The 21992-nt window shown below is 65.6% G+C and carries 20 protein-coding genes; 10 read left to right on the top strand and 10 right to left on the bottom strand.

Annotated features, from left to right (window positions below; all coding sequences use genetic code 11):
- Window positions 1-36 precede the first annotated feature (36 nt).
- The 10 genes from HHL08_RS07485 to HHL08_RS07440 all read right to left on the bottom strand — a co-directional run bounded on the left by HHL08_RS07485 (window position 37) and on the right by HHL08_RS07440 (window position 11301).
- Window positions 37-957, bottom strand: a complete 921-nt coding sequence (locus HHL08_RS07485; RefSeq protein ID WP_169571989.1) for a response regulator transcription factor — start codon at window positions 955-957, stop codon at window positions 37-39.
- On the bottom strand, window positions 954-4310 hold the full coding sequence (locus HHL08_RS07480) for a hybrid sensor histidine kinase/response regulator (protein WP_169571987.1): 3357 nt from the start codon (window positions 4308-4310) through the stop codon (window positions 954-956). The genes HHL08_RS07485 and HHL08_RS07480 overlap by 4 nt, the downstream gene beginning before the upstream one ends.
- Window positions 4310-4951, bottom strand: coding sequence for an urease accessory protein UreG (gene ureG / locus HHL08_RS07475; RefSeq protein WP_169571985.1), 642 nt, complete (start codon window positions 4949-4951; stop codon window positions 4310-4312). Before ureG ends, HHL08_RS07480 begins: the two co-directional genes overlap by 1 nt.
- The gene (locus HHL08_RS07470) at window positions 4948-5673 is read right to left on the bottom strand and encodes an urease accessory protein UreF (RefSeq protein WP_235954975.1); all 726 of its coding nucleotides are present in this window, start codon (window positions 5671-5673) and stop codon (window positions 4948-4950) included. The genes ureG and HHL08_RS07470 overlap by 4 nt, the downstream gene beginning before the upstream one ends.
- Complete coding sequence (gene ureE, locus HHL08_RS07465; RefSeq protein ID WP_169571983.1) at window positions 5618-6115, bottom strand: urease accessory protein UreE; 498 nt, start codon at window positions 6113-6115, stop codon at window positions 5618-5620. The genes HHL08_RS07470 and ureE overlap by 56 nt, the downstream gene beginning before the upstream one ends.
- Window positions 6116-6242: 127 nt before the next feature.
- Window positions 6243-7955 (bottom strand): urease subunit alpha, encoded by a 1713-nt coding sequence (gene ureC / locus HHL08_RS07460; protein WP_169571981.1) that lies wholly within the window; start codon window positions 7953-7955, stop codon window positions 6243-6245.
- Between the two features lie 46 nt (window positions 7956-8001).
- Complete coding sequence (locus HHL08_RS07455) at window positions 8002-8307, bottom strand: urease subunit beta (RefSeq protein ID WP_169571979.1); 306 nt, start codon at window positions 8305-8307, stop codon at window positions 8002-8004.
- A gap of 121 nt (window positions 8308-8428) precedes the next feature.
- Window positions 8429-8731 carry an urease subunit gamma gene (locus tag HHL08_RS07450; RefSeq protein WP_169571977.1) on the bottom strand — a complete coding sequence of 101 codons (303 nt, stop codon included), beginning with the start codon at window positions 8729-8731 and terminating at the stop codon, window positions 8429-8431.
- A 4-nt stretch (window positions 8732-8735) separates the two neighbouring features.
- Complete coding sequence (locus HHL08_RS07445) at window positions 8736-9584, bottom strand: urease accessory protein UreD (protein WP_235954974.1); 849 nt, start codon at window positions 9582-9584, stop codon at window positions 8736-8738.
- 220 nt (window positions 9585-9804) lie between these two features.
- Window positions 9805-11301, bottom strand: coding sequence for an agmatinase family protein (locus HHL08_RS07440; protein ID WP_169571973.1), 1497 nt, complete (start codon window positions 11299-11301; stop codon window positions 9805-9807).
- Window positions 11302-11630: 329 nt separating this feature from the next.
- Between HHL08_RS07440 and HHL08_RS07435 the strand changes: the two genes are divergently transcribed.
- The 10 genes from HHL08_RS07435 to HHL08_RS07390 all read left to right on the top strand — a co-directional run bounded on the left by HHL08_RS07435 (window position 11631) and on the right by HHL08_RS07390 (window position 21901).
- Window positions 11631-12212, top strand: coding sequence for a thioredoxin domain-containing protein (locus tag HHL08_RS07435; RefSeq protein WP_169571971.1), 582 nt, complete (start codon window positions 11631-11633; stop codon window positions 12210-12212).
- A 60-nt stretch (window positions 12213-12272) separates the two neighbouring features.
- Window positions 12273-12743: a (2Fe-2S)-binding protein gene (locus tag HHL08_RS07430; RefSeq protein ID WP_169571969.1), complete on the top strand. Its 471-nt coding sequence runs from the start codon at window positions 12273-12275 to the stop codon at window positions 12741-12743.
- Window positions 12740-14923, top strand: a complete 2184-nt coding sequence (locus HHL08_RS07425; RefSeq protein ID WP_169571967.1) for a xanthine dehydrogenase family protein molybdopterin-binding subunit — start codon at window positions 12740-12742, stop codon at window positions 14921-14923. Before HHL08_RS07430 ends, HHL08_RS07425 begins: the two co-directional genes overlap by 4 nt.
- A 209-nt stretch (window positions 14924-15132) precedes the next feature.
- Window positions 15133-15936, top strand: a complete 804-nt coding sequence (locus HHL08_RS07420) for a peptidyl-prolyl cis-trans isomerase (RefSeq protein ID WP_169571966.1) — start codon at window positions 15133-15135, stop codon at window positions 15934-15936.
- Entirely contained in the window at window positions 15933-16937 is a 1005-nt protein-coding gene (locus tag HHL08_RS07415) for a HupE/UreJ family protein (RefSeq protein ID WP_169571964.1), read from the top strand. The genes HHL08_RS07420 and HHL08_RS07415 overlap by 4 nt, the downstream gene beginning before the upstream one ends.
- A complete protein-coding gene (locus HHL08_RS07410) occupies window positions 16934-18499 on the top strand; it encodes a tetratricopeptide repeat-containing sulfotransferase family protein (RefSeq protein ID WP_328804597.1) in 1566 nt (521 codons plus the stop codon). Before HHL08_RS07415 ends, HHL08_RS07410 begins: the two co-directional genes overlap by 4 nt.
- 109 nt (window positions 18500-18608) lie before the next feature.
- Entirely contained in the window at window positions 18609-19097 is a 489-nt protein-coding gene (gene purE / locus HHL08_RS07405) for a 5-(carboxyamino)imidazole ribonucleotide mutase (RefSeq protein WP_169571962.1), read from the top strand.
- A gap of 9 nt (window positions 19098-19106) precedes the next feature.
- Entirely contained in the window at window positions 19107-20177 is a 1071-nt protein-coding gene (locus HHL08_RS07400) for a 5-(carboxyamino)imidazole ribonucleotide synthase (protein ID WP_169571960.1), read from the top strand.
- Between the two features lie 127 nt (window positions 20178-20304).
- Window positions 20305-20796, top strand: coding sequence for a dihydrofolate reductase (locus HHL08_RS07395; RefSeq protein ID WP_169571958.1), 492 nt, complete (start codon window positions 20305-20307; stop codon window positions 20794-20796).
- 163 nt (window positions 20797-20959) lie between these two features.
- Window positions 20960-21901 (top strand): bifunctional riboflavin kinase/FAD synthetase, encoded by a 942-nt coding sequence (locus HHL08_RS07390; protein ID WP_169571956.1) that lies wholly within the window; start codon window positions 20960-20962, stop codon window positions 21899-21901.
- Window positions 21902-21992 lie beyond the last annotated feature (91 nt).

Raw genomic sequence — 21992 nt, 5'->3', positions numbered from 1 at the left:
TTATCCCCCTGGCGGAGAAGGGCATTGGCTTGCCCCTCAGTGCGCGATTACCCGGACGGCGAAGGCCGCCGCCGCAGCCCGCGTTTCCACGCCCAGTTTCTCGAAAATCTGTTCCAGATGCTTGTTCACGGTGCGCGGGCTGATGACCAGTATCTCGCTGATGACGCGGTTGGGCTTGCCATAGCTGATCCATAGCAGCACTTCGGCCTCGCGCTGGGTCAGGCTGAAATGGCTTTGCAGCCGGCCGATATCGGCGAGCGGATCGATATGGTTGAGGCGGATCAATATTTCGTCGCGGCGGGGGCGGCCGACGATGATGAGTTCGACCGTGTCGCCCTGTCCGCTGTCCGCCTTGGCCGTGGCGCCGGCGGCCAGATCGTCGCCCAGCAGCCGTCCGACCGCGTTGCGCAACAAAGCGGGCGGCGCGGCGTCGCCTCGCGACCAGCCGGGGGCCAGCGCTTCCATCAATTTTTCCGCGCCCGGCGTGCTCCAACTGAGCCGTCCATCGGTGGTCACCGCGATCAAATTGCGTCCGGTCGCGTCGAGCGCGAACTGGCCGCCCTGGGTCTGGCGCGCATTGGCCATATGGACGCGCACGCGGGCCAATAGCTCCTCGACCACGATCGGCTTGCGCACATAATCGACCCCGCCTGCCTCCAGCGCATGGACGACATGCTCGCTTTCGGTGAGGCCGGTCATGAAGATGATCGGGATCGGCGCGCCGGCGGGCATCTGCTTGATCGCGCGGGTGGTTTCGAACCCGTCCAGTCCCGGCATCACCGCGTCCATCAGGATGAGGTCCGGGGCGACATGGTCCAGCAATTCGATCGCCGCGTCGCCGCTGGTGGCGATCAGCACGGAGATGTTGGCTGCTTCCAACGTGTCGGTGAGAAAACGTAGCGATTCGGGCGTGTCGTCCACGACGAGGACGGTATCGGTGTGGGAAGGCGTGGTCATCGGGCGGCCCTTATGGTTCTGATCAGCCCCTTGAGGTCGAAACGGTCGAGATGGGCGAGGAGGCGTCGGGTGAGCGGGGCGGCGTCGGGCACGGCTTCCTCCAGCGCGCTGATGCTGGATTCGATGCCGCGGACATGGCCGATGATCGCCTTCTGCTCGATATCGGCCAGGATCGGGCCAGCTTCTTCGGGTAATGGCGGAAGGGCTTCGTCCTCGATCGCGGGCGGCGGCGCGGGCAGCAGATCGCCGGTCCAGCGGATGCGCAACTGGTCGGCTATCGCGTCGAGCAGCGCGTCGAGATCGACCGGCTTCATCAGGAACATGTCATGCGCCGCCCGGCCGTCACCGCCGCGATGGAACTCATGCGCATTGGCCGACACCATGACGATGCGGACCCCGCCGCCCAGCGTTTCGCGCAGCGCCCGGCATATGTCCCAGCCGGATTCGCCGGGCATCGATATGTCGAGCAGGACGATGTCGGGCTGTTCGCGCGCGGCGATCTCCATGCCGGTACGCCCGTTCAATGCCTCGAACACGATGAAGTCGAGCGGCTCCAGCAGGCCGCGCAGCACCGCCACCTGGACGGCGTCATCGTCGATCAGCAAAATCTTGCGCCGGTCGCCTTCATAGCCCTTGATCGTTTCGACCGGCTGGCTGTCGGCGACCCCGGCGACATGGCCCAGCATCAGGCGCACGGTGAATTGCGTGCCCTTTTCCGCGGTGCTGACAACCGACAGGTCGCCGCCCAATATCTGCACCAGCGCCTGGGTGATGGCGAGGCCGAGGCCAATCCCCTTCTGCTTTTGCGCATCGGGGTTGGAGCCGCGCTCGAACGGATCGAAAATGCGCTTCAAATCATCGGGCGCGATGCCGATGCCGGTGTCGATAATGTCGAACGTCGCCATCTGGCTGCGATACTGGACGCGGAAGGTGACCGATCCGCTGCGCGTGAACTTGATCGCGTTGGACAGGAGGTTGATCAGGATCTGGCGCAGGCGTTTCTGGTCGGTGCGGACGAAATCGGGCAGTTTTTCGGGCCGTTCGTAGAGGAAGTCGATCCCCTTGGACTGGGCCTGCGGCCGGAACATGTTGGCGATCTGGTCGACGAAGGGGGACAGGCGTACCGTTTCGCTGCTGATGCGCAGGACGCCGCTTTCGACCTGGCTGATATCCATCAGCCCTTCGACCAGATTGGTCAGATGCTCGGCGCTGCGGCGGATGACTTTGGCCGCCTCGATCGGGGCGATTTCATGGCCGCGTTCCATCAGCTGGGCATAGCCGTAGATGCTGTTGAGCGGCGAGCGTATCTCGTGGCTGACGCTGACGAGATAGCGGCTCTTGGCGGCGTTGGCGGCTTCGGCGGCTTCCTTGGCGCGTTGCAGTTCCGCGCCGGTCACGTCATGCGCGATCACTTCTTCCATCAGCTTTTGCACATGATGCTCGCTTTCCTGCATCGCCGAACGGCGGCTTTGGTGGGCGAGCACGATCATCCAGGCGATCACCCCGCCCAGCAGCGAGAAGAGGAGGAACAGGCCGAGCATCAGGCTGGACGTCTGCGCTGCGAAGGTCGGCGCGCGCCGCGCCACCTGCCAGCCGATGCCGCCCATCAGGGCGCCGTTCGCCAGCGTGATGATGCTCATGACGGCGATGAAATGGCCGACCGGGGTATGGACATAGTCGGCCACGGCGCGCGGGAGCAGCCGCTCCAGCCAGCGGGCGGCCTGTTGCGTCGCGCGGCTGTCGCTCTTGCACCGATCATGGCAGCGCGCCTCCAGCGTGCAGCAGAGCGAGCAGATCGGCGCGGCATACATGGGGCAGTGCGCCATGTCGGCATGCTGGAAGGCGTTTTCGCAGATGATGCAAGTCTTCGTATCGCTGCCTTCGGGCCAGTGCGACTGGCGCGCGATATAATAGCGGCCATGGGTGATGAGCGCGATGACCGGCGCGCTGGTGAAGGCGACTGCCATGCCGATGACCGGGGCGAAGGCGCGGGCGATGTCGCCCATCAGGCCGAAATGGGCGAGTGCGGACACCGAAATGGACAATAGCATCGCGCCGATGCCGACCGGGTTGATGTCGAACAGATGGGCGCGCTTGAATTCGATTCCCGCGGGCGACAGGCGCAGCGGCTTGGAGATCATCAGGTCGGCGGCCAGCGCCCCGATCCAGCCCGCCGCGACCGTGGCGTAGAGGATCAGGATCGCCTCGATCGCGTCGAAAATGCCGACTTCCATCAGCAGCAGGGCGAGGAGCACGTTGAAGATCAGCCATACGACGCGGCCGGGATGGCTGTGCGTCAGGCGGGCGAAGAAATTCGACCAGGCGATCGAGCCGGCATAGGCGTTGGTGACGTTGATCTTTAATTGGCAGATGATGACGAACAGGCCGGTCAGGATCAGCGACAGCCCGGCATGGCCCGACATGGCGGTGTAGATGCCCCGGAACATGGCGGTCGGGCTGGACGCCTCGCTTTGCAGAGCGGCGCTCTGGACCAGGAAATGCGCCAGCCATGAGCCAAGCAGCAGCTTCATGCCGCCGATCAAGGTCCAGCCCGGCCCGCCCGCCAGCATCGCCGCCCACCATTTGCCTTTGCCGATTGTCTTCGCGCTGGGGAGGAAGCGCAGATAGTCGGCCTGTTCGCCGATCTGCGGCAGCAGGGAGAGGAGGGTGGAGAGGGCGAAGCCGAAATAGAGCAGGCTGACGCTGCCGTCCTTCGCGCCCAGTTGTCCGGTGAAGTGGCTCCATTGCGCCAGCGCGGCCGGGCCGGACCAGAGGATATAGACGATCGGCGCGACTTGCAGAACGATCCAGACCCATTGGGTCGCGTTCTGGAAACGGGTGATGGCGCTCATGCCGTAGAGCGCGATGGGGATCACGATCAGCGCGCTCGCCAGATAGGCGAGGCTCATCGGCATCCCGGTCATGGCGGTAAGCGCTACCGCCATGATCGTCGCTTCGACCGAGAAGAGCAGGAAGGTGAAGCTGGCGTAGATGAGCGAGGTGAGGGTGGACCCCAGATAACCGAAGCCCGCGCCGCGCGTCAGCAGGTCGATGTCCAGCCCATGCTTGGCCGCATGATAGGCGATCGGCAGGCCGATGACGAACATCAGCGCGACGGCGGCGGCGATCGCGGCGACGCTGTTGGCGAAGCCATAGGTCAGGGTGATGGATGCGCCGATCGCTTCGCAGGCGAGGAAGGCGGTCGCGCCGATCGCGGTGTTGGCGACCTGCCCCGCCGACCAGCGCCGGGCGCTGTCGGCGGTGTAGCGCAGGGCATAATCCTCCAATGTCTGGCTGGCGACCCACTTATTGTAGAGCCGCTTTTCGCGCAGGACATAGGCGGCGCGGTCCATCAGATCGCAGCGGCGTCTGCGGGATAAGGGCGCAGGCCGCCAGTCGCGAGGATGAAGTCGATGACGGCGGGCAAGCCGATATTGTCCTTGAGGTTCGTGAACAGGAAGGGCCGGTCCCCCCGCATCTTCCTGGCGTCCCGGTCCATGACGCCAAGGTCCGCGCCAACGAACGGCGCAAGATCGATCTTGTTGATGAGGAGCAGGTCGGACCTTGTGATGCCGGGGCCGCCCTTGCGCGGGATTTTGTCGCCCGCGGACACGTCTATGACATAGATGGTGATGTCGGCCAGTTCGGGGCTGAAGGTTGCGGCCAGATTGTCGCCGCCGCTTTCGATGAAGATGAGTTCGAGGCCGGGGAATTTGCGGCTCATTTCGTCGACGGCGGCCAGGTTGATGCTGGCGTCCTCGCGGATGGCGGTATGGGGGCAGCCGCCGGTTTCCACGCCCATGATGCGTTCGGGCACCAGCGCGCCGGAGCGGGTAAGAAACTCCGCATCCTCGCGGGTGTAGATGTCATTGGTGATGGCGGCGATATTATAATGGTCGCGCATCGCCTTGCAGAGACGGTCGGTCAGCGCGGTCTTGCCGGAGCCGACCGGGCCGCCAATGCCGACGCGGAGCGGGCCGTTACGAGAAGTCATGAGCGGAAGAGCCTTGTGTAGAGGGTTTCATGTGTGAGGGAGGCGAGTTCGAGATCGGGGGCGGCGGTGCCCAGATCGTCAAGTGGGGTGGCCAGCGCCTTGGCTGCGATGGCGGGAATGGCGTGGGAGAGGGCGGCGAGCGCCAACTGCCCGTCGGTCTGGCCGAGGGGGACGAGGCGTACCCCGGCGGATACCAGGTTAGCGGCGGTGGCATGGAGCCAGCCGTGCAGCGCCGGTTCCAGCGGGATAGCATGCGCAGCGCAGGCCAGCGCCATCACGACAGCATGGGCCATCGGATGCCCGTCCCAGCGCGTCGCAAAGGCATCAAGCGCGGGATGGGGCCAGGCCTTGCGGGTGACCGACAGGAAGGAGCCGCCCTGCTGCCGGCTTTCCAACGCGGTTTCGCTGCTGCCGCGGAAGGCGCCCGCCAGTTCGGCGACAGCATCGAATGCCGCTGGGTCGCCTGCGGCCTGATAGGCCTGGACGAACAGCACCGCATCGACCCAGCCGCCGCCGCGCGCCAGCACCGCCTCGACATAGGCGGTAACGTCGGCTGCGGTGCGCACGCGGCCATCCTCGACCGCGGTTTCAAGGCCATGGCTATAGGTGAAGCTGCCCACCGGGTAGGAAGGCGACGTCCATGCGAGCAGGCGGTGGAGGGCGGCGTCAGCCAGCATGGTCGTGATGGTGGTCGTGGGAATGATCGTGATGATGATGGCCATGATCATGGCCGCCGCCGGAATAGGCACCACCTTCGGGGGTGAAGGGCGCGTGGATCTTCACCACGGTCGCGCCCAGCCCTTCAAGCATGGCGTTGATGACATGATCGTCACGCAGGCGGATGGCATGGGGGTGCAGTTCGGCGGGCAAATGCCGGTTGCCGATATGCCAGGCGAGGCGGATCATCGCGGACGGGTCTGCGGCGGTGACTTCCACCAGCGCTTCGGGTGCGGCAAGGATTTCGACCAGGCGACCATCGGATAGTTGCACCGCGTCGCCATGGTTCAGCACAGTGGCGCGGGCGAGGTCGAGCAGGAACATCGTGCCATGGTCGGCGGTATAGACCCAGCGGCGGCGATGGCGGGCGTCATGGTCCAGCATGATATGGTCGGCGGCGGGGCCGGACCAGTGGCCGTGGGGGATGACATCATGGGCGGTCAGCATGATTTATTCACTCCGTCATTCCCGCGAAGGCGGGAACCCATCTCCCACCCTATCTCCAGACGCGAGGCCCGGAGATTGGTCCCCGCCTTCGCGGGGATGACGGGTGAAGGGCGGTTAAGGCAGCTTGTCAAAACAGGAAATATCTTTGCGCGAACGGGAGCACGCTCGCCGGTTCGCAGGTCAATAATTCGCCGTCGGCGCGCACTTCGTAGGTTTCGGGATCGACCTGGATATCGGGCATGGCGTCGTTAAGGATCATCGACGCCTTGCCGATCCCGCCGCGGGTGTTGCGCACGGCTTCCAGCGGGCGGGCCAGTTGCAGCCGTTCGCCAATTCCTTCGGCGATCCCTGCCGCCGACACGAAATGCAGCGACGACAGCGCACCTGCGCGGCCCATCGCGCCGAACATCGGGCGGTAATGGACCGGTTGGGGCGTGGGAATGCTGGCGTTGGGATCGCCCATGGGGGCGGTTGCGATGCTGCCGCCCTTGATCACCATGTCAGGCTTTGCCGCGAAGAAGGCGGGGGACCAGAGGACGAGATCGGCGAGTTTGCCGACCGCGATGGAGCCGACGATGTGAGATATGCCATGGGCGATCGCTGGGTTGATCGTATATTTGGCGATGTAGCGTTTGGCGCGGAAATTGTCGCTGTCGGCATCGTCCGACCCCAGCGAACCGCGCTGCTGCTTCATCTTGTCCGCGCTCTGCCAGCAGCGGATGATGGTTTCACCGACGCGGCCCATCGCCTGGCTGTCCGACGACATCATGGAGAAGGCGCCGAGGTCGTGCAGTATGTCTTCTGCTGCGATCGTCTCCTTGCGGATGCGGCTGTCGGCGAAGGCGACGTCTTCGGCGATGCGCGGATCGAGATGGTGGCACACCATCAGCATGTCGAGATGTTCCTCGATCGTGTTGACGGTATAGGGTCGGGTCGGGTTGGTGGAGGAGGGCAGGACGTTGGGCAGGCCCGCGACCTTGATGATGTCGGGCGCATGGCCGCCGCCCGCCCCCTCGGTATGGAAGGCGTGGATGGTGCGGCCCTTGAACGCGCCGACGGTGCTTTCCACGAAGCCTGCTTCGTTCAGCGTATCGGTATGGATCGCGACCTGAATGTCATAGTCGTCCGCTACCGACAGGCAGCAGTCGATCGCGGCGGGGGTGGTGCCCCAATCCTCATGGAGTTTCAGGCCGCAGACGCCCGCGCGGATCATTTCCTCCAGCGCGGCTGGCTGGCTGGCATTGCCCTTGCCGAACAGGCCGAAGTTCATCGGCATGGTTTCCAGCGCCTGGAGCATCCGGCCGATATGCCAGCTGCCCGGCGTGCAGGTGGTCGCCAGCGTGCCGTGCGCCGGGCCGGTGCCGCCGCCCAGCATCGTCGTTATTCCGGCGTTGAGCGCTTCCTCCACCTGTTGCGGGCAGATGAAATGGATGTGCGCGTCGATGCCGCCTGCGGTCAGGATGCGGCCTTCGCCGGCGATGATCTCCGTGCCGGGGCCGATCGGGATGGTGACGCCGGGCTGGACGTCGGGATTGCCCGCCTTGCCGATCGCGGCGATGTGGCCATCGCGGATCGAGACGTCTGCCTTGATGATGCCCCAATGGTCGAGGATCAGCGCGTTGGTGATGACGGTGTCGGGCGCGCCGTCGGCGCGGCTCATCTGGCTTTGCCCCATGCCGTCGCGGATCACCTTGCCGCCGCCAAACTTCACCTCCTCGCCATAGACGGTCCGGTCTTCCTCGACCCGGATGAAGAGGGAGGAATCGCCCAGCCGCACGCGGTCGCCGGTCGTAGGGCCGAACATGCCGGCATAGGCGCGGCGGGTCATGGTTACGGGCATCAGCGACCCCTCCGCTCGAAACGAACGGGTGTTAACGTGTACGCCATTATAGCTTCCCCATCACATCGCCGCGGAAGCCGATGACGATGCGGTCGCCGGCATAGGGGATGAGTTGCACGTCCCGGCTCTGGCCCGGTTCGAAGCGGACGGCGGTGCCCGACGGGATATCGAGCCGATAGCCGCGCGCCGCGTCGCGATCGAACAGCAGCGCCGGGTTGGTTTCGGCGAAATGATAATGGCTGCCGACCTGGATCGGCCGGTCGCCGCTATTGGCGATCGTGAGGGTGATGGGCACGCGCCCTGCGTTCAGCAGGATGTCGCCGGGGGCAGGGATGATTTCGCCGGGGATCATCTGGCCCACTCCCACATCCGTTCGGGCTGAGCCTGTCGAAGCCCTGCTCTCTTCGTCGAGCAATAAAAGCCCTTCGACAGGCTCAGGGCGAACGGGGGTTGGGGGGCAAGCGGGTTGTCCCTCACCGGATCGGCCTGTGGACGGTGACCAGCTTGGTGCCGTCGGGGAAGGTCGCCTCGACCTGGATATCGTGGATCATCTCGGCAATGCCCTCCATCACCTGATCGCGCGTCACCACATGGCCGCCGCTGGCCATCAGCGTGGCGACCGATTGGCCGTCGCGCGCGCCTTCGACCACATGGTCCGTAATGAGCGCGATCGCTTCGGGATGATTGAGCTTCACCCCGCGCGCCAGTCGATTGCGCGCGACCATGGCGGCCATCGCGACCAGCAGCTTGTCCTTTTCCCGCCCGGTGAGATTCATGGCCCTAGCAGTAACAGATGGTTGGCATGGTTGGCGACAGTCCGAATATGGCGGCGCGCAATATGCCCGCCGCGCGCATCACATCCTTGCGCAGGGCCTGCGGATCGGCGGCGGTCAGGCGCAGGATGAGGAGCCCGTCAAAGCTGGTCGCGCCGGCCCCCGGCCCCTCGAACAGGCTGCGGGCGAGGTCGAGATAGTCGCCCGCGTCCGGCCCGGCATAGACCAGGGTGGCGATAGCGGTCGCATCGCCGAAGCCGAAGGGCGCGCGGCCCTGGGCAGCGAAATCGCCCTCGACATGGAGCGTGTCGGCCCAGACCAGCCGCCCGTCGCGGCGGATGCGCCAGGCGTCGTGGATCAGGCCGCTGGCATAGACTTCCCCCATCGCGCCGCGGCCCAGCACCAGCATTTCCATCGCCAGCATGCGCGCGTCGGGCGCGAGGTTTGCTTCGAGCGTCCGGCGCATCCGGCTGCGGTCGAACAGGATCGCTTCCTGCGCCAGCCATTCGCAGGTCGCGCCCGCGCCGATGGTGATGCGCGTGTCGATGCGGGTCGGTTCGTCCTCGTCCAGCGCGCGGTATAGCTTTTCGGCCGCTTGCGGGACGATAGTCGCGGCCGCGCCGGGATCGACGATGATGTCCAGCGCCAGCCTGTCGCCGCCGGTCAGGCCGCCGCTGGTGGTGACGGTGACGGCCAGAGGGAAATCGCCTTCTCGCCCCTCGGGGAACAGCAGCCGGGCCGGCGCAACCTGCATCATGTCGCGGATGCCGCGGGGCGAAAAGGCGACCATGGCGCGCCCGTCCACCCGCTGGTGCCGGGACTTGGGCGGCACGGTGATGGCGCGTTGAACGGTCATATAAGACATGTGGTTAGCGCGGGCAGGTCGCGACATGGGGCATATGACGTATGTAACGAAAGGGCGGCGCTGGACCGCCGGAGCGCTTTGGCAATTCCTCCCCTCAAAGGGGAGGGGAATCGCGCCCGAAGGGCGTGGTGGAGGGGTATCACCCTATCGATAGGGCGATACCCCTCCGTCAGGGCTTCGCCCTGCCACCTCCCCTCAAAGGGGAGGATTTTTAAGTCGTCGGCCGACGACCGCCGCGGGCGAAATTGGGGTCGATCTTTTCCGCCTTGCCGTCCTTGGCCGCCTTGTCGCCATTAAAGGGCTGGCCGTGCTCGGTCGTCAGGTCGGACAGATAGCCCGCTTGGCGGATGCCTTTCTTGCGCATCGCGACGCCGGTCAGGCAGGCGTGCATGATGAAATTGGCGTTGAGGGCGCTGCGATAGGTCGGGTCCAGCACTGGCGCGAGTTCGACGATCTCGAAACCGACCAGGTCATTTTCCGCGCACAGCCGCCGCACGATCGGGATCGCCTCGCGCATCGTCAGCCCGCCGGGGACAGGCGTGCCGGTGCCGGGGATGAAGGCCGGATCGAGCACGTCCACGTCGAATGAGACGTAGAGTTTCTTGCCGCTCTCGCGTGCTTCCTTCAGCGCGCGTTCCATCGTCGCGGCCCAGCCATTTTTCTCGACCTCCGGCATCGCATGGTAGCGCACGCCATTGTCGCGCATCCATTCGAACCCTTCCTTTTCCGGCCACGGCCCGCGCAGGCCGACCTGGATGTAGTTCTTGCCCAGCACATGGCCTTCCTTGACCGCGCGATAGACCGGGGCGCCATGGGTGATGAAATGCACGCCGCCCTTGCCCGCGTCATAGTGGGAATCGAAATGGACGACGCCGAAGCTGCCCTTGCCATGGACGTCGGCTATCCCGGCGACATCGCTATATTCCAGGCTGTGATCGCCGCCGACGATGAAGGGGATCGCGCCGGTCCGGGCGATTTCGGCCACCCGTTCGCGGACATGGGCAACGGTGCGCTCGGTCGACATATTGTCGACGGCGATGTCGCCATAATCGACGATCTTCAATTCCTTGGACGGATCGACCATCGTATACATGTCGATGCCGCCCGCGCCATATTGGGTGCGCATCGCCGATGGGCCGCCCTTCGCCCCGCGATAGCCCGATCCCATGTCCAGCGGCGCGCCGACGATCGCGACGTCCACCTTGCCCGCGACCAGATCTTCGGGGAAGATCGCCACCGGCGCGCCCGCAAAGGTGGCGATGCCGCCGCCATAGACGCCGCCGCCGCCCATGCTATGCGCATAATAGCTCAGCGAAAACGGCCCGGCTTCACGCTTGGGGTCCAGGCCCGCGGGGCGACGCAGCTTCCAGCCGTTGAAATTTTCATTGTCGGTATCGAGCGGGATGGCCGCCATGTCGGTCTTGGCGTTGAACTTCGACGCGGCGACCGCATCCATCATCGCCTCGATATAGGCGCTGATTTCTTCCGGCGTCTTGGTCGCCAGCCGTTCGAACAATTTGTCGTAGGAGCCGGCGAACATCTCGGCCGGGTCGGAGGTCAGGAAGTCGCGCTTTTCCTTGGACAGGGACTTGATCTTGGCTTCCAATGCGGCGGGCACGGTCGGCTTGTCATTCTGGGCGACGACCGCCGCCGACGAAATCACCGTGGCGGCGAGCAACACGCCCAGCAGCGCATGTTTCAGCCTCATCACTAACCCCCTTATACAATCTTGACGATTGTCCCGAAAGCTAGGGGTGGGCGGGTAAGCGGCAAATGGGGTGAACGACGTAGCCTTTGGCGCGCGCTATGGGCAACGGCCCGGACCCACAGGGAGTCCGGGCCGGAGCAAGGCGCTATGGGAGAGGTTTTTTGCGCGCTTGCTGCAGGGCGGCTTGCGCTGCCCAAGAGGATCCTGCGAACGACCCTGCGTCCGGCATAACGGGATGCCCGGCCAAGGCTCTACGTCAAACACCCTATCGAGCGGCGCGGATCGGCGGGTTAGCGCCATGTTCTGATATTTATGAGCATGACCGCCTGGTGCTGATCGCGTCTCTCTTCCTTTTATGGATTATCGTCATCCTGCTGGTCGTGGCGGTGGTGGCGCTGGCGCGCCAGTTGCGGCAGTTGCAGGATCGCGGCACGCCGATCGCGCAGCGTGCGGGCCTGCCCGGTCCCGGCGGCGCGGCCCCGGTGGTCAGCGCGCCGACCCTGGCCGGGGACATGCTGACGATCGGCGGGCCGAGCGCGGACGGGCGCGCGCTGCTGCTGCTCTTCATCCGCCCAGATTGCGCCGCCAGTCGCGCCGCGATCCGCGATGCGCTGGCGCTGACCGATCGCAAGCGGTTGCGGCTGCTGTTCCTGGGGGAAGGGCGGGCGGAGGACTATGGCGACATGCTGCGCCAGCATCATATCCGCGACACTGATGTCATATTGAGCGCGGAGGTGATGCGCGACTTCCGGTCCGGCGACCGACCGTCCGCCGCGCTGATCGATGCGCGCGGGCGGCTGCTGGCGCGGGGGGTGGTGGAGGCGCGCGAGCAGCTTGATGCGCTACTGGTCCATGTCCAGCCGCGCCCGATCGAGCGCGAAAACGGGGACGCCATAGCGCTCCTGTCATGACGACTGGACAGAAGCGTGCAGATGCGCCTCTATTGGCGGTAAAAGAGACGGGGTAGAGATATGGCGATCAGCTTCACGGTGAATGGTCAGAAACGGCAGGTCGATGGCGACAGCGCCAAGCCGCTGCTGTGGGTGCTGCGCGAGGATCTGGACATGGTCGGCACCAAGTTCGGCTGCGGCGCGGGTCTGTGCGGCGCCTGCACCGTGCATGTCGGCGGGGAGGCGGTGCGATCCTGCCAGACGCCGCTGGGCGATGTGGCCGGCAAGGCGATCACCACGATCGAGGGCGTGCAGGCGGGTGACGCGGGCAAGCGCATCGCCGCTGCCTGGGTGAAGCATGACGTGCCGCAATGCGGATATTGCCAGGCCGGGCAGATCATGAGCGCCACCGCTTTGCTCGCCACCACACCCAAACCCAGTGACGAGGAGATCGATGCGGCGATGATGGGCAATCTGTGCCGCTGCTCCACCTATGTCCGCATCCGCGCCGCGATCAAGGATGCGGCCGGCATCAAGGACATGCAGGCATGAGCGCCGCCACATTGTCGCGCCGGGGCTTCATCTCCGCTTCGCTGCTGGCAGGCGGCGGGTTGCTGTTCGACCTGAACGTGCCCGTGGCGCGTGCGGCCGACGGAACGCCGGTGATCCTGACCGCCTTCATTCGCATCCTGCCCGACAACCGCGTCGTCATCGGCGCGAAAAATGCGGAGATCGGGCAGGGCGCCAAGACCATGTTGCCGATGATGATCGCCGAGGAACTGGGCGTCGACTGGAGCCAGGTGACGATTGAGCAGACCCATGCCGACGCCAAGATTTTCGGCGGCCAGAGCGCGGGCGGCAGCCGCACCACCCCGCGCGAATGGCTGCCCACGCGGCAGGCGGGCGCAGCGGCGCGGGCGATGCTGGTCGCGGCGGCGGCGCAGGGCTGGGGCGTGGCGCCGGAGACGCTAAAGACGTCGGCTGGCAAGGTCATCGACCCCAAATCGGGCAAGTCGGCGACCTATGCCTCGCTCGCGGCGGTAGCGGCCAAGCTGCCCGCGCCCGATCCGGCGACACTCAAGCTGACGGACTCCGCTGATTTCCGCATCATCGGCCAGTCGGTCGGCGGTGTCGATACGCCCGCCATCGTCGCGGGCAAGCCGCTGTTCGGCATTGATTTCAAGCTGCCGAACATGCTCTATGCGGTGCTGGAAACCTGCCCGGCGTTCGGCGGCACCATGAAATCGGCCAATCTGGACGCGGTGAAGGCGCTGCCCGGCGTCGCCCATGTGCTGACGATCAAGGGCGATGGCACGCCGGAATCCGGTTTCGAGGGCGTCGCTATCCTCTCGAAAAGCTGGTGGAGCGCCAATCAGGCGCGCGAGGCGCTCAAGATCGATTGGGACGTCAGCGCGGTCAGCGGCTTTTCGACCGAAAGCTATGCGAGCCAAGCCGCGGCGAAGCGAAAGGGCAAGGCCGACGCCGACATCGTCCGCACTGGCGACGTCGATGCTGCCTTCGCCAGCGCCGTGAAGACGGTGACGGCCGATTATGACTATCCCTTCCTTGCGCATGGCACGCTGGAGCCGCAAAATTGCACCGCCTTGTTCAAGGACGGCGCGGTCGAAATATGGGCGCCGACGCAGAACCCGGAAAGTGGGCGCGCGCTGGTGGCCAAGGCGCTGAACCTGCCGCCGGAGAAGATCCGCATCAACTTCACCCGCATCGGTGGCGGCTTCGGGCGGCGGCTGATGAACGATTATATGGTGCAGGCGGCGTCTATCGCGGCGCAACTGCCCGGCGTGCCGGTGAAGCTGCTCTGGACCCGGCAGCAGGATATCCAGCGCGATTTCTATCGCCCCGCCGGCTGGCACGGCTTTCGCGCCGCGCTGGACAAGGGCGGCAAGCTGACCGCCTTCCACGATCATTTCGTGACCTTCGGCAAGGATGGCAAGCCAGTGCGGTCGGCGGAAATGCCGGCGAGCGAACTGCCCGTTGGGCTGATCGACAATGTGCTGCTGGAACAGAGTTTCCTCGCCACCAACATGCCGACCGGCTGGTTGCGCGCGCCCGGCTCCAACGCGCTGGGGTTCGTCACCCAGGCGTTTCTGGACGAGGTTGCGCAGGCGGCGGGCAAGGATTTGCCGACGCTGATGCTGGACCTGTTCAGCGACCCGAAGGCATTGCCGCGCGGTCCCAACCAGCCGCCCTTCGTAACCGCGCGCGCCAAGGGGGTGATCGAAAAGGCGATCGCCATGGGGGACTGGGCGAACCGCAAGACGCTGCCCAAGGGGTCGGGCAAGGGCTTTGCCTTCTATTACAGCCATATGGGCTATTTCGCCGAAGTGGTGGAAGTGGCGATTGTCGACGGGGTGCCCAAGGTGAAGACCGTCTGGGTCGCGGGCGATGTCGGTAGCCAGATCATCAACCCGATCAACGCGCTGCACCAGGCGCAAGGTTCTGTGATCGAGGGGCTGGGCCAGGCACTGGCCGGGCAGCAGATCACGCAGGTTGCAGGCGCGGTGGAACAGGCCAATTACGACACCCACCCCTATCTGCGCATCAACGATGCGCCGCAGATCATCGTCGAGTTCGTGAAGACCGATTATCCGCCCACCGGTCTTGGCGAACCGGCGCTGCCGCCGGTGATCCCGGCGCTGGTCAACGCCATATATGCCGCGACCGGCAAGCGCATCCGTACCCTGCCGGTCACGGCGGAGATGCTGGCTTGATGCCTCCGCCCGTTCGCTTCGAGCGAAGTCGAGAAGCGGCGAGAACTGCGCCATCGTTTCTCGACTTCGCTCGAAACGAACGGAAGTTGCTATGGCAGGGTGTCGCACCCATGCGTCATTTGACGTAGGTGGACGGCTGGTTGGCGTCGGCATAAGCTGGGCGAAGAACGCCCGCTCTGCCGGGCGGGTTTGAAAGGATGCTTGCGCTGATGCGCCGTTTGACTGCTTCGCTGCGCGCTTTGGCAGCGCGCGATCCGTTCCTTGTCTTCCTGGTCGTGGCGGGGGCGATCTTCGCGCTCTACTGGGCAGTAACGGCCAGTCGCGAGACGATCGACGTGCCCCTGTCAGTGCAAAAAAGCCTGTCCGACGATTATGAGATGATGGCGGGCAAGAGGCCCGATGCGCAGGCCAAGGCCAAGCTGATCCACGATTATGTCGCCGACGAACTGCTGTTCCGCGAAGCGGTGGAGCGGGGTATGCACATGACCGACAAGACCACCAAGCAGCGGCTGATCGATCGGGTCCGCTTCATGATCGCGGGCGCGCCTGCGGAGCCGAGCGAGGATCAGTTGATGGGCTATTATGCGGCCCATCGCGATCTGTATCGCGCCGAACCGCGCATGTCGCTCGACCATGTCTTCTTCGAACGCAAACCGGCCGATGCGCCCGCGATGCTGGCGACGCTGCGTGCTGGCGGCACGGTGAAGGGCGATGATTTCTGGATGGGCCACGACCTGCCCAATTATGGCGAATCGATGGTGCGCGGCATGTTCGGCCAGCCCTTCACCGATGCGCTGAAAAAGGTGCCGACCGGCCAGTGGATCGGGCCGCTCCAGTCGACGCGCGGCTGGCATTTCGCGCGGGTGCGCGATCGCGGCCCGTCCGCGATGCTGCCCTATACCGATGTGCGCGATCAGGTGAGCCAGGATTATCTGGCCGCGGAAACCGGCGCACTGGTCGAGAAGGAAGTGCGCAAGCTCGAAGGTGCCTACCGCATCGAGGTGGAGCAATGATGGTGCGCCGCCTGCTGCTGATCCTGACGCTGCTCCTGGGCTTTGCCGTCCCGGCGCAGGCGGATGTGTTCCGCGTCGGCGACTTTACAATACAACAGGGCGCGGACCCCGGCAGTTTCGAATTGAGCGCCTCGGTCCCGTCGGTCCTCGCCAGCGACAAGCCGCTTGGCCTGCCCGAAGGGTGCCGGGAAACCAGCCGCGACAAGCTGACCGAAACGGTGATGACCCGCTATGCGATCGGCATCGCCTGCGATCGCGCGCTCAAGGCCGACGATGCGATCGTCACCCCCTGGGCGGTCGATGGCGCTACCTTCCTGTCTACCGCCACCGGCGCGCGGGTGACGCAGGCGCTCCAGCCCGATGGTGACAGCCTGTCCCTGCCGATCGGCGAGACGGCGGCGCGGACGCGCGCCCTGCCGGAGATCGCGGTCGAATATACCTGGCAGGGGATCGTGCATATATTGGGCGGCTGGGATCATCTCGCCTTCGTCCTGTGCCTGTGCCTGCTGGCGCGCGGGCGCTTCCTGCTGGGGTTGGTGACGACCTTCACCATCGGCCATTCGCTTAGCCTGGCGCTCGCCTTTTTCGACATCGTTACTGTGCCGGTGCCGCCGGTTGAGGCGGTGATTGCATTGTCCATCGCCTTCATGGCGCGCGAGGCGATCCGCGCGAAGGAGGGCGATATGGCCAATCCGGCCAAGCGTCGTCGCCAACTGGCGGTGGTGGCGGGCTTTGGTTTGCTCCATGGTCTTGGCTTTGCGACCGTGTTGCGCGAATTGGGCGTGGCACCGCAGGAGCGGCTGTCGGGCCTGGTGTTCTTCAATGGCGGGGTCGAACTGGGGCAGTTGATCTTTGTCGCCTGCGTGCTGGGCGCGATGAAGCTGGCGTCGATCTTCGATCGCGACCAATGGGTGCGGCAGGTCGCGCTCTATAGCGCGGGAATTATTGGCTGTTTCTGGGTGATCGAGCGGGTAGCCGGATTCACGATGGGGATGGCGTGAGCCTGGAGGCGTCCGCGCGCGCGGCGCTGGCGCGGGGGGATCTGCCCGCGGCCGCGCAGGCGGCGCAGCGGCTGGCGATGGAGCAGCCCGAACGCCCCGCCGGTTTCTTCCTGCTGGGCATGGCCGCGGCCGAAGCGGGGCAGGTGGCCAAGGCGCTGCCGATGCTGGAACAGGCGGTGGCGCGCGGCGGGCAGGCCGAGCATCTCGCCCAATATGCGCGGCTGCTGATCCTGCTGCGCCGCGATGGCGAGGCGGGCCGGGCGGCGCGCGATGCGTTGGCAGCGGGGCCGGACGATGCGTTGACGCTGGACACGATCGGTTGCGTGCTGGCGCGGCTGGGCGATCATGCGGCGTCGGTTGTGCCGTTCGAGGGGGCGGTGGCGGCGGAGCCGGATAATCTCAGCTATCGCTATAATCTCGCCGCTGCCTGCGGTTTTACGGGGCGGGTGGAGGCGGCGCGGGACCATTATGAGGCGATATTGCGCGCCGATCCGCGGGACGCGCGGGTCCATTATGCGCTGGCGATTCTGTCGCGGCAGAGCGCGCAGGCCAATGAAGTGCCCCGCCTGGAGGCGGCGCTGGCGAAGGCGCAGCGGCCCGAAGACAGGCTGCGCATCCGCTATGCGCTGGCCAAGAGCCATGAGGATATGGGCAACGCCGCGGACGCCTTCGCCCATCTTGCTGCGGCCAATGCTGCGCACAAACAGGCGATCGGCTATGATTTTGCCGCCGATGCGGCGATCTTTGACGCGATCGAGCGGCTGTTCGCCGATGGCGCGCCGAAGGGATGGGGCGCGGGACTGGATGAGCCTGCGCCGATCTTCGTCACTGGCATGCCGCGCACCGGCACGACGCTGGTCGATCGCATCCTCTCTTCCCACCGGCAGGTCGGGTCGGCCGGCGAATTGCAGGCGATGCCGCTGGCGGTGAAGCAGCTTTCGGCCACGCGATCCCGGCTGGTGATCGACCCGGACACGATCGCGGCGAGCGGGGGGGCGGAGCCGCTGGCGATGGGGCAGGCCTATATGGCGCGCGCCAGCCATCACCGGCCCGATGGCAAGGCGCGCTTCACCGACAAGCTGCCGGCCAATTTCCTCTATATCGGGCATATCCTGCACGCGCTGCCGCGGGCGAAGATCGTCTGCCTGCGCCGACATCCGATGGATACGGTCTGGAGCAACTACAAGAATCTCTTCGCCAGCCAGTCGGCTTATTATGCCTATAGCTATGACCTGATGGACATTGCGCGCTATTATGCGCGGTTCGACCGGTTGATGGCGCTGTGGGATCGGCTGTTTCCCGGCCGGGTGCTCCAGCTTTCCTATGAAGCATTGGTCGCCGATCAGGAGGGCGAGACGCGCCGCCTGCTGGACCATTGCGGGCTGGAATGGGACGTGGCGTGCCTGTCCTTCCATGAAAACAAGGCGGCGGTCGCGACGCCCAGCGCGGCGCAGGTGCGGCGTCCACTCAATGCCGATGCGGTGGCGCGGTGGAAGCGGCATGAGGATGCACTGGCCCCGGTGCGCGACTGGCTGGCCGGGCAGGGTATAGATATCGACTGACGGCTTGGACGGTGCCGGGCGGAATAGCATTGCCCCTTGGCGGCCCGGCCGCTAAGGGGCTTTGCTTTCCGGGCGGCGTCACAAGCCGCGCGTTCAGGGGAAGCAGCATATGAGCGGGGCAGTCACGGTCGGCATCATCATGGGATCGCGGTCCGATTGGGACACGATGCGCCATGCCGCCGAAACGCTCGACGCGCTGGGCGTCCCCCATGAATGTAAGGTTGTGTCCGCGCACCGTACCCCGCAGCGCCTTTATGATTACGCCACCGGGGCGGTCGGCCGGGGCCTGAAGGTCATCATTGCCGGGGCTGGCGGCGCGGCGCATCTGCCCGGCATGACGGCATCCATGACCCGCCTGCCGGTGCTGGGCGTGCCCGTCGAATCCAAGGCGTTAAAGGGCATGGATTCGCTGCTGTCCATCGTCCAGATGCCCGGCGGCATCCCCGTCGCCACGCTGGCGATCGGCAAGCCCGGTGCGATCAATGCGGGGCTGCTGGCGGCATCGATCCTGGCAACGACCGACGATGCGCTGGCTGAAAGGTTGGACGCCTGGCGCGCGCGCCAGACCGATGCCGTCGCCGAAACCGTCGAGGACTGAGCAAGGCCCATGACGACCATCGCGCCCGGCGCCACGATCGGCATATTAGGCGGCGGCCAGCTGGGCCGGATGATCGCCACCGCGGCGGCGCAACTGGGCTATCGCACGCATATTTATGCGCCCGAAGAGAGCGGCCCGGCCGCCGATGTGTCGCCCAACTGGACGCGCGGCGCTTATGAAGACCCGCAGGCGCTGGGCGATTTCGCCGACAGCGTCGATGTCGTCACTTACGAGTTCGAGAATATCGATCCCGCCGCGGTCGAGATACTGTCCACCCATGGGCTGGTCCGCCCCGGCGCGCAGGCGTTGCGCGTGGCGCAGGACCGGCTGGCGGAAAAGCGCTTCGTCTGCGACCTGGGCGGGCTGACCGCGCCCTTCGCGCCGGTCGAGAGCCTGGACGATCTGGAGAGCGCGATCGAACAGGTCGGCAGCCGGGCGATCCTGAAGACCAATCGCATGGGCTATGACGGCAAGGGACAGGCCCGCCTGTCCGAGCCGGGCGATGCGGTCGGCGCGTGGAACGCGATCGGGCGGCAGAGCGCGATATTGGAAGGGTTCGTGACCTTCGACCAGGAATTTTCGGTGATCCTGGTGCGCGGGCATGACGGCGCGGTGCGATTTTGGGATTCGGCCGCCAATGTCCATGTCGATGGTATTCTCGCCACATCGACCGTGCCGGCAGGCGCGCTGATCGCGGGGCAAATGGCGCAGGCGCGCGGCATGGCGCGCAAGATCGCCGATGCGCTCGACTATGTCGGGGTGCTGACCTGCGAATTTTTCGCCAGCGGCGACGGGCCGGTGTTCAACGAGATGGCGCCGCGCGTCCATAATAGCGGCCATTGGACGATCGAGGGTGCGGTGACGAGCCAGTTCGAAAACCACGTCCGCGCGATTTGCGGTTTGCCGCTGGGCGACACGACGCTGGCGGCGAAGGCGGTGGATATGCGCAACCTGATCGGCGACGACGCCGGTGATTGGCTGGCGATCCTGTCCGATCCGGCGAACCATCTGCACCTCTATGGCAAGCATGAGGCGCGGCCCGGTCGAAAGATGGGGCATGTGACGCGGTTGACGTTGTGAGCAACGCGCTGCGTTTTTTCTGTTCCGCCATCCCCGCGCAGGCGGGGATCCATCTCCAACGCTTTCCCCATCCGCGGCGTTGGGAGATGGATTCCCGCCTGCGCGGGAATGACGAGGGTTTGGGCGTATGAATCGCGCGGAAATCACTCTCGTTCTCGCCCGCGCAGATAATGGTGTGATCGGCCGGGATGGCGACCTGCCCTGGCGGTTGCCCGCCGACCTCAAGCATTTCAAGGCAATCACCGCCGGCCATCCGATGGTGATGGGGCGCAAGACCTTCGATAGCCTGCCCGGCTTGCTGCCCGGTCGTCGTCATATCGTGCTGACGCGCGATCGCGACTGGCGCGGGCGGGGGGCTGAAGTCGTCCATGATATCGACGGGGCGATTATGCTGGCCGATGCGCCGACCGTCATGGTGATCGGCGGCGCGGAAATCTATCGGCTGTTCCTGCCGTTGGCAGACCGGATCGAACTGACCGAGGTGCATCTGGAGGTGGCGGGCGATGCGCATATCGCTTATCCCGATCCGGTGGACTGGCGCGAAACGGCGCGGGTGGGCCACGAGGCGCTGGATGGACGGCCGGCCTATAGTTTCGTTACGTTGCTGCGGCGTAAATGAGTTTATCTACGTTCAAGCTGAGCGGCGTCGAAGCCCTTGTCTGAGCGCAGGCGAAGGCACCTCCCTGTTGTCGGCGATCCCCTTTGGCTTCGCTCAGGGCGAACAGATGATAGGGCAAGCATCCTGATTGCCACGCCCCATCCACCCCCCTATAGGCCGCGCCATGGAGCGGCTTAGGAGCAGCGCCCCGATCCCGCCGCATCTGCGCGGGAGCATCATGGCGCTCGGCAATTTCGACGGGTTTCACGCGGGCCATCAGGCGGTGGTTGCGCGGGCGATCGCGCGCGCGCGGGCCGAGGGGCGGCCGGCGATCGTCGCCACTTTCGATCCCCATCCGGTGCGGCTGTTCCGGCCCGACACACCCTGGTTCCGCCTGACGACGCTGGACCAGCGGCAAGCGCTGTTCGCGGCGGCGGGGGCGGACGCGATGCTGGTGTTCGATTTCACCCCAGCCATGGCGGGGATGCCCGCGGAGGAATTTGCAGCGTTCCTGGTGCAGGATCTGGGCGCGGCCGGGGTCGTGACAGGGCAGGATTTCACCTTTGGCCAGGCCAGGAGCGGCAATGCCGCCACCCTGGCGGAACTGGGCACGGCGCTGGACATGGTGGCCGAAGCGGTGCCGGCCGTGACCGACGGCAGCGACGAGATCATATCCTCAAGCCGCATCCGCGACACGCTTCGCGCCGGGGACTGCGACACCGCCACACGGCTGCTGACGCGGCCCTTCACCATTCAGGGCGTGGTGCAGCATGGCGACAAGCTGGGCCGCACCATCGGTTTTCCGACCGCCAATATCGACATGGGCCATTATCTGCGGCCGGCCTATGGCATTTATGCGGTGCGCGGGCTGTTGCCCGACGGCCGTATGCTGGACGGGGCGGCGAACTTGGGCATCCGCCCCAGTTTCGATCCGCCCAAGGAATTGCTGGAGCCGCATTTCTTCGATTTCGCCGAAAGCCTTTACGACCAGGTGATCGAGGTGCAGTTGATCCACTATCTGCACGGCGAGCGGAAATATGATGGGCTGGACGCGCTGATGGCGGGCATTGCGCAGGACTGCGTGGACGCGCGGCAAATCCTTGCGGGAACGCCCCGGCTCGCTTAAGGCACCGGGCACGTTTTTCCTCACCCGTTCGGGCTGAGCCTGTCGAAGCCCCGCCCTTCTTTCGTTGAGAAAGGACGGCCCTTCGACAGGC

The sequence above is a fragment of the Sphingobium psychrophilum genome (assembly GCF_012927105.1).
Classification (GTDB): Bacteria; Pseudomonadota; Alphaproteobacteria; order Sphingomonadales; family Sphingomonadaceae; genus Sphingobium; species Sphingobium psychrophilum.
Note: the sequence above shows the minus strand (reverse complement) of the source record. Positions and strands in the feature narration are given on the sequence as shown.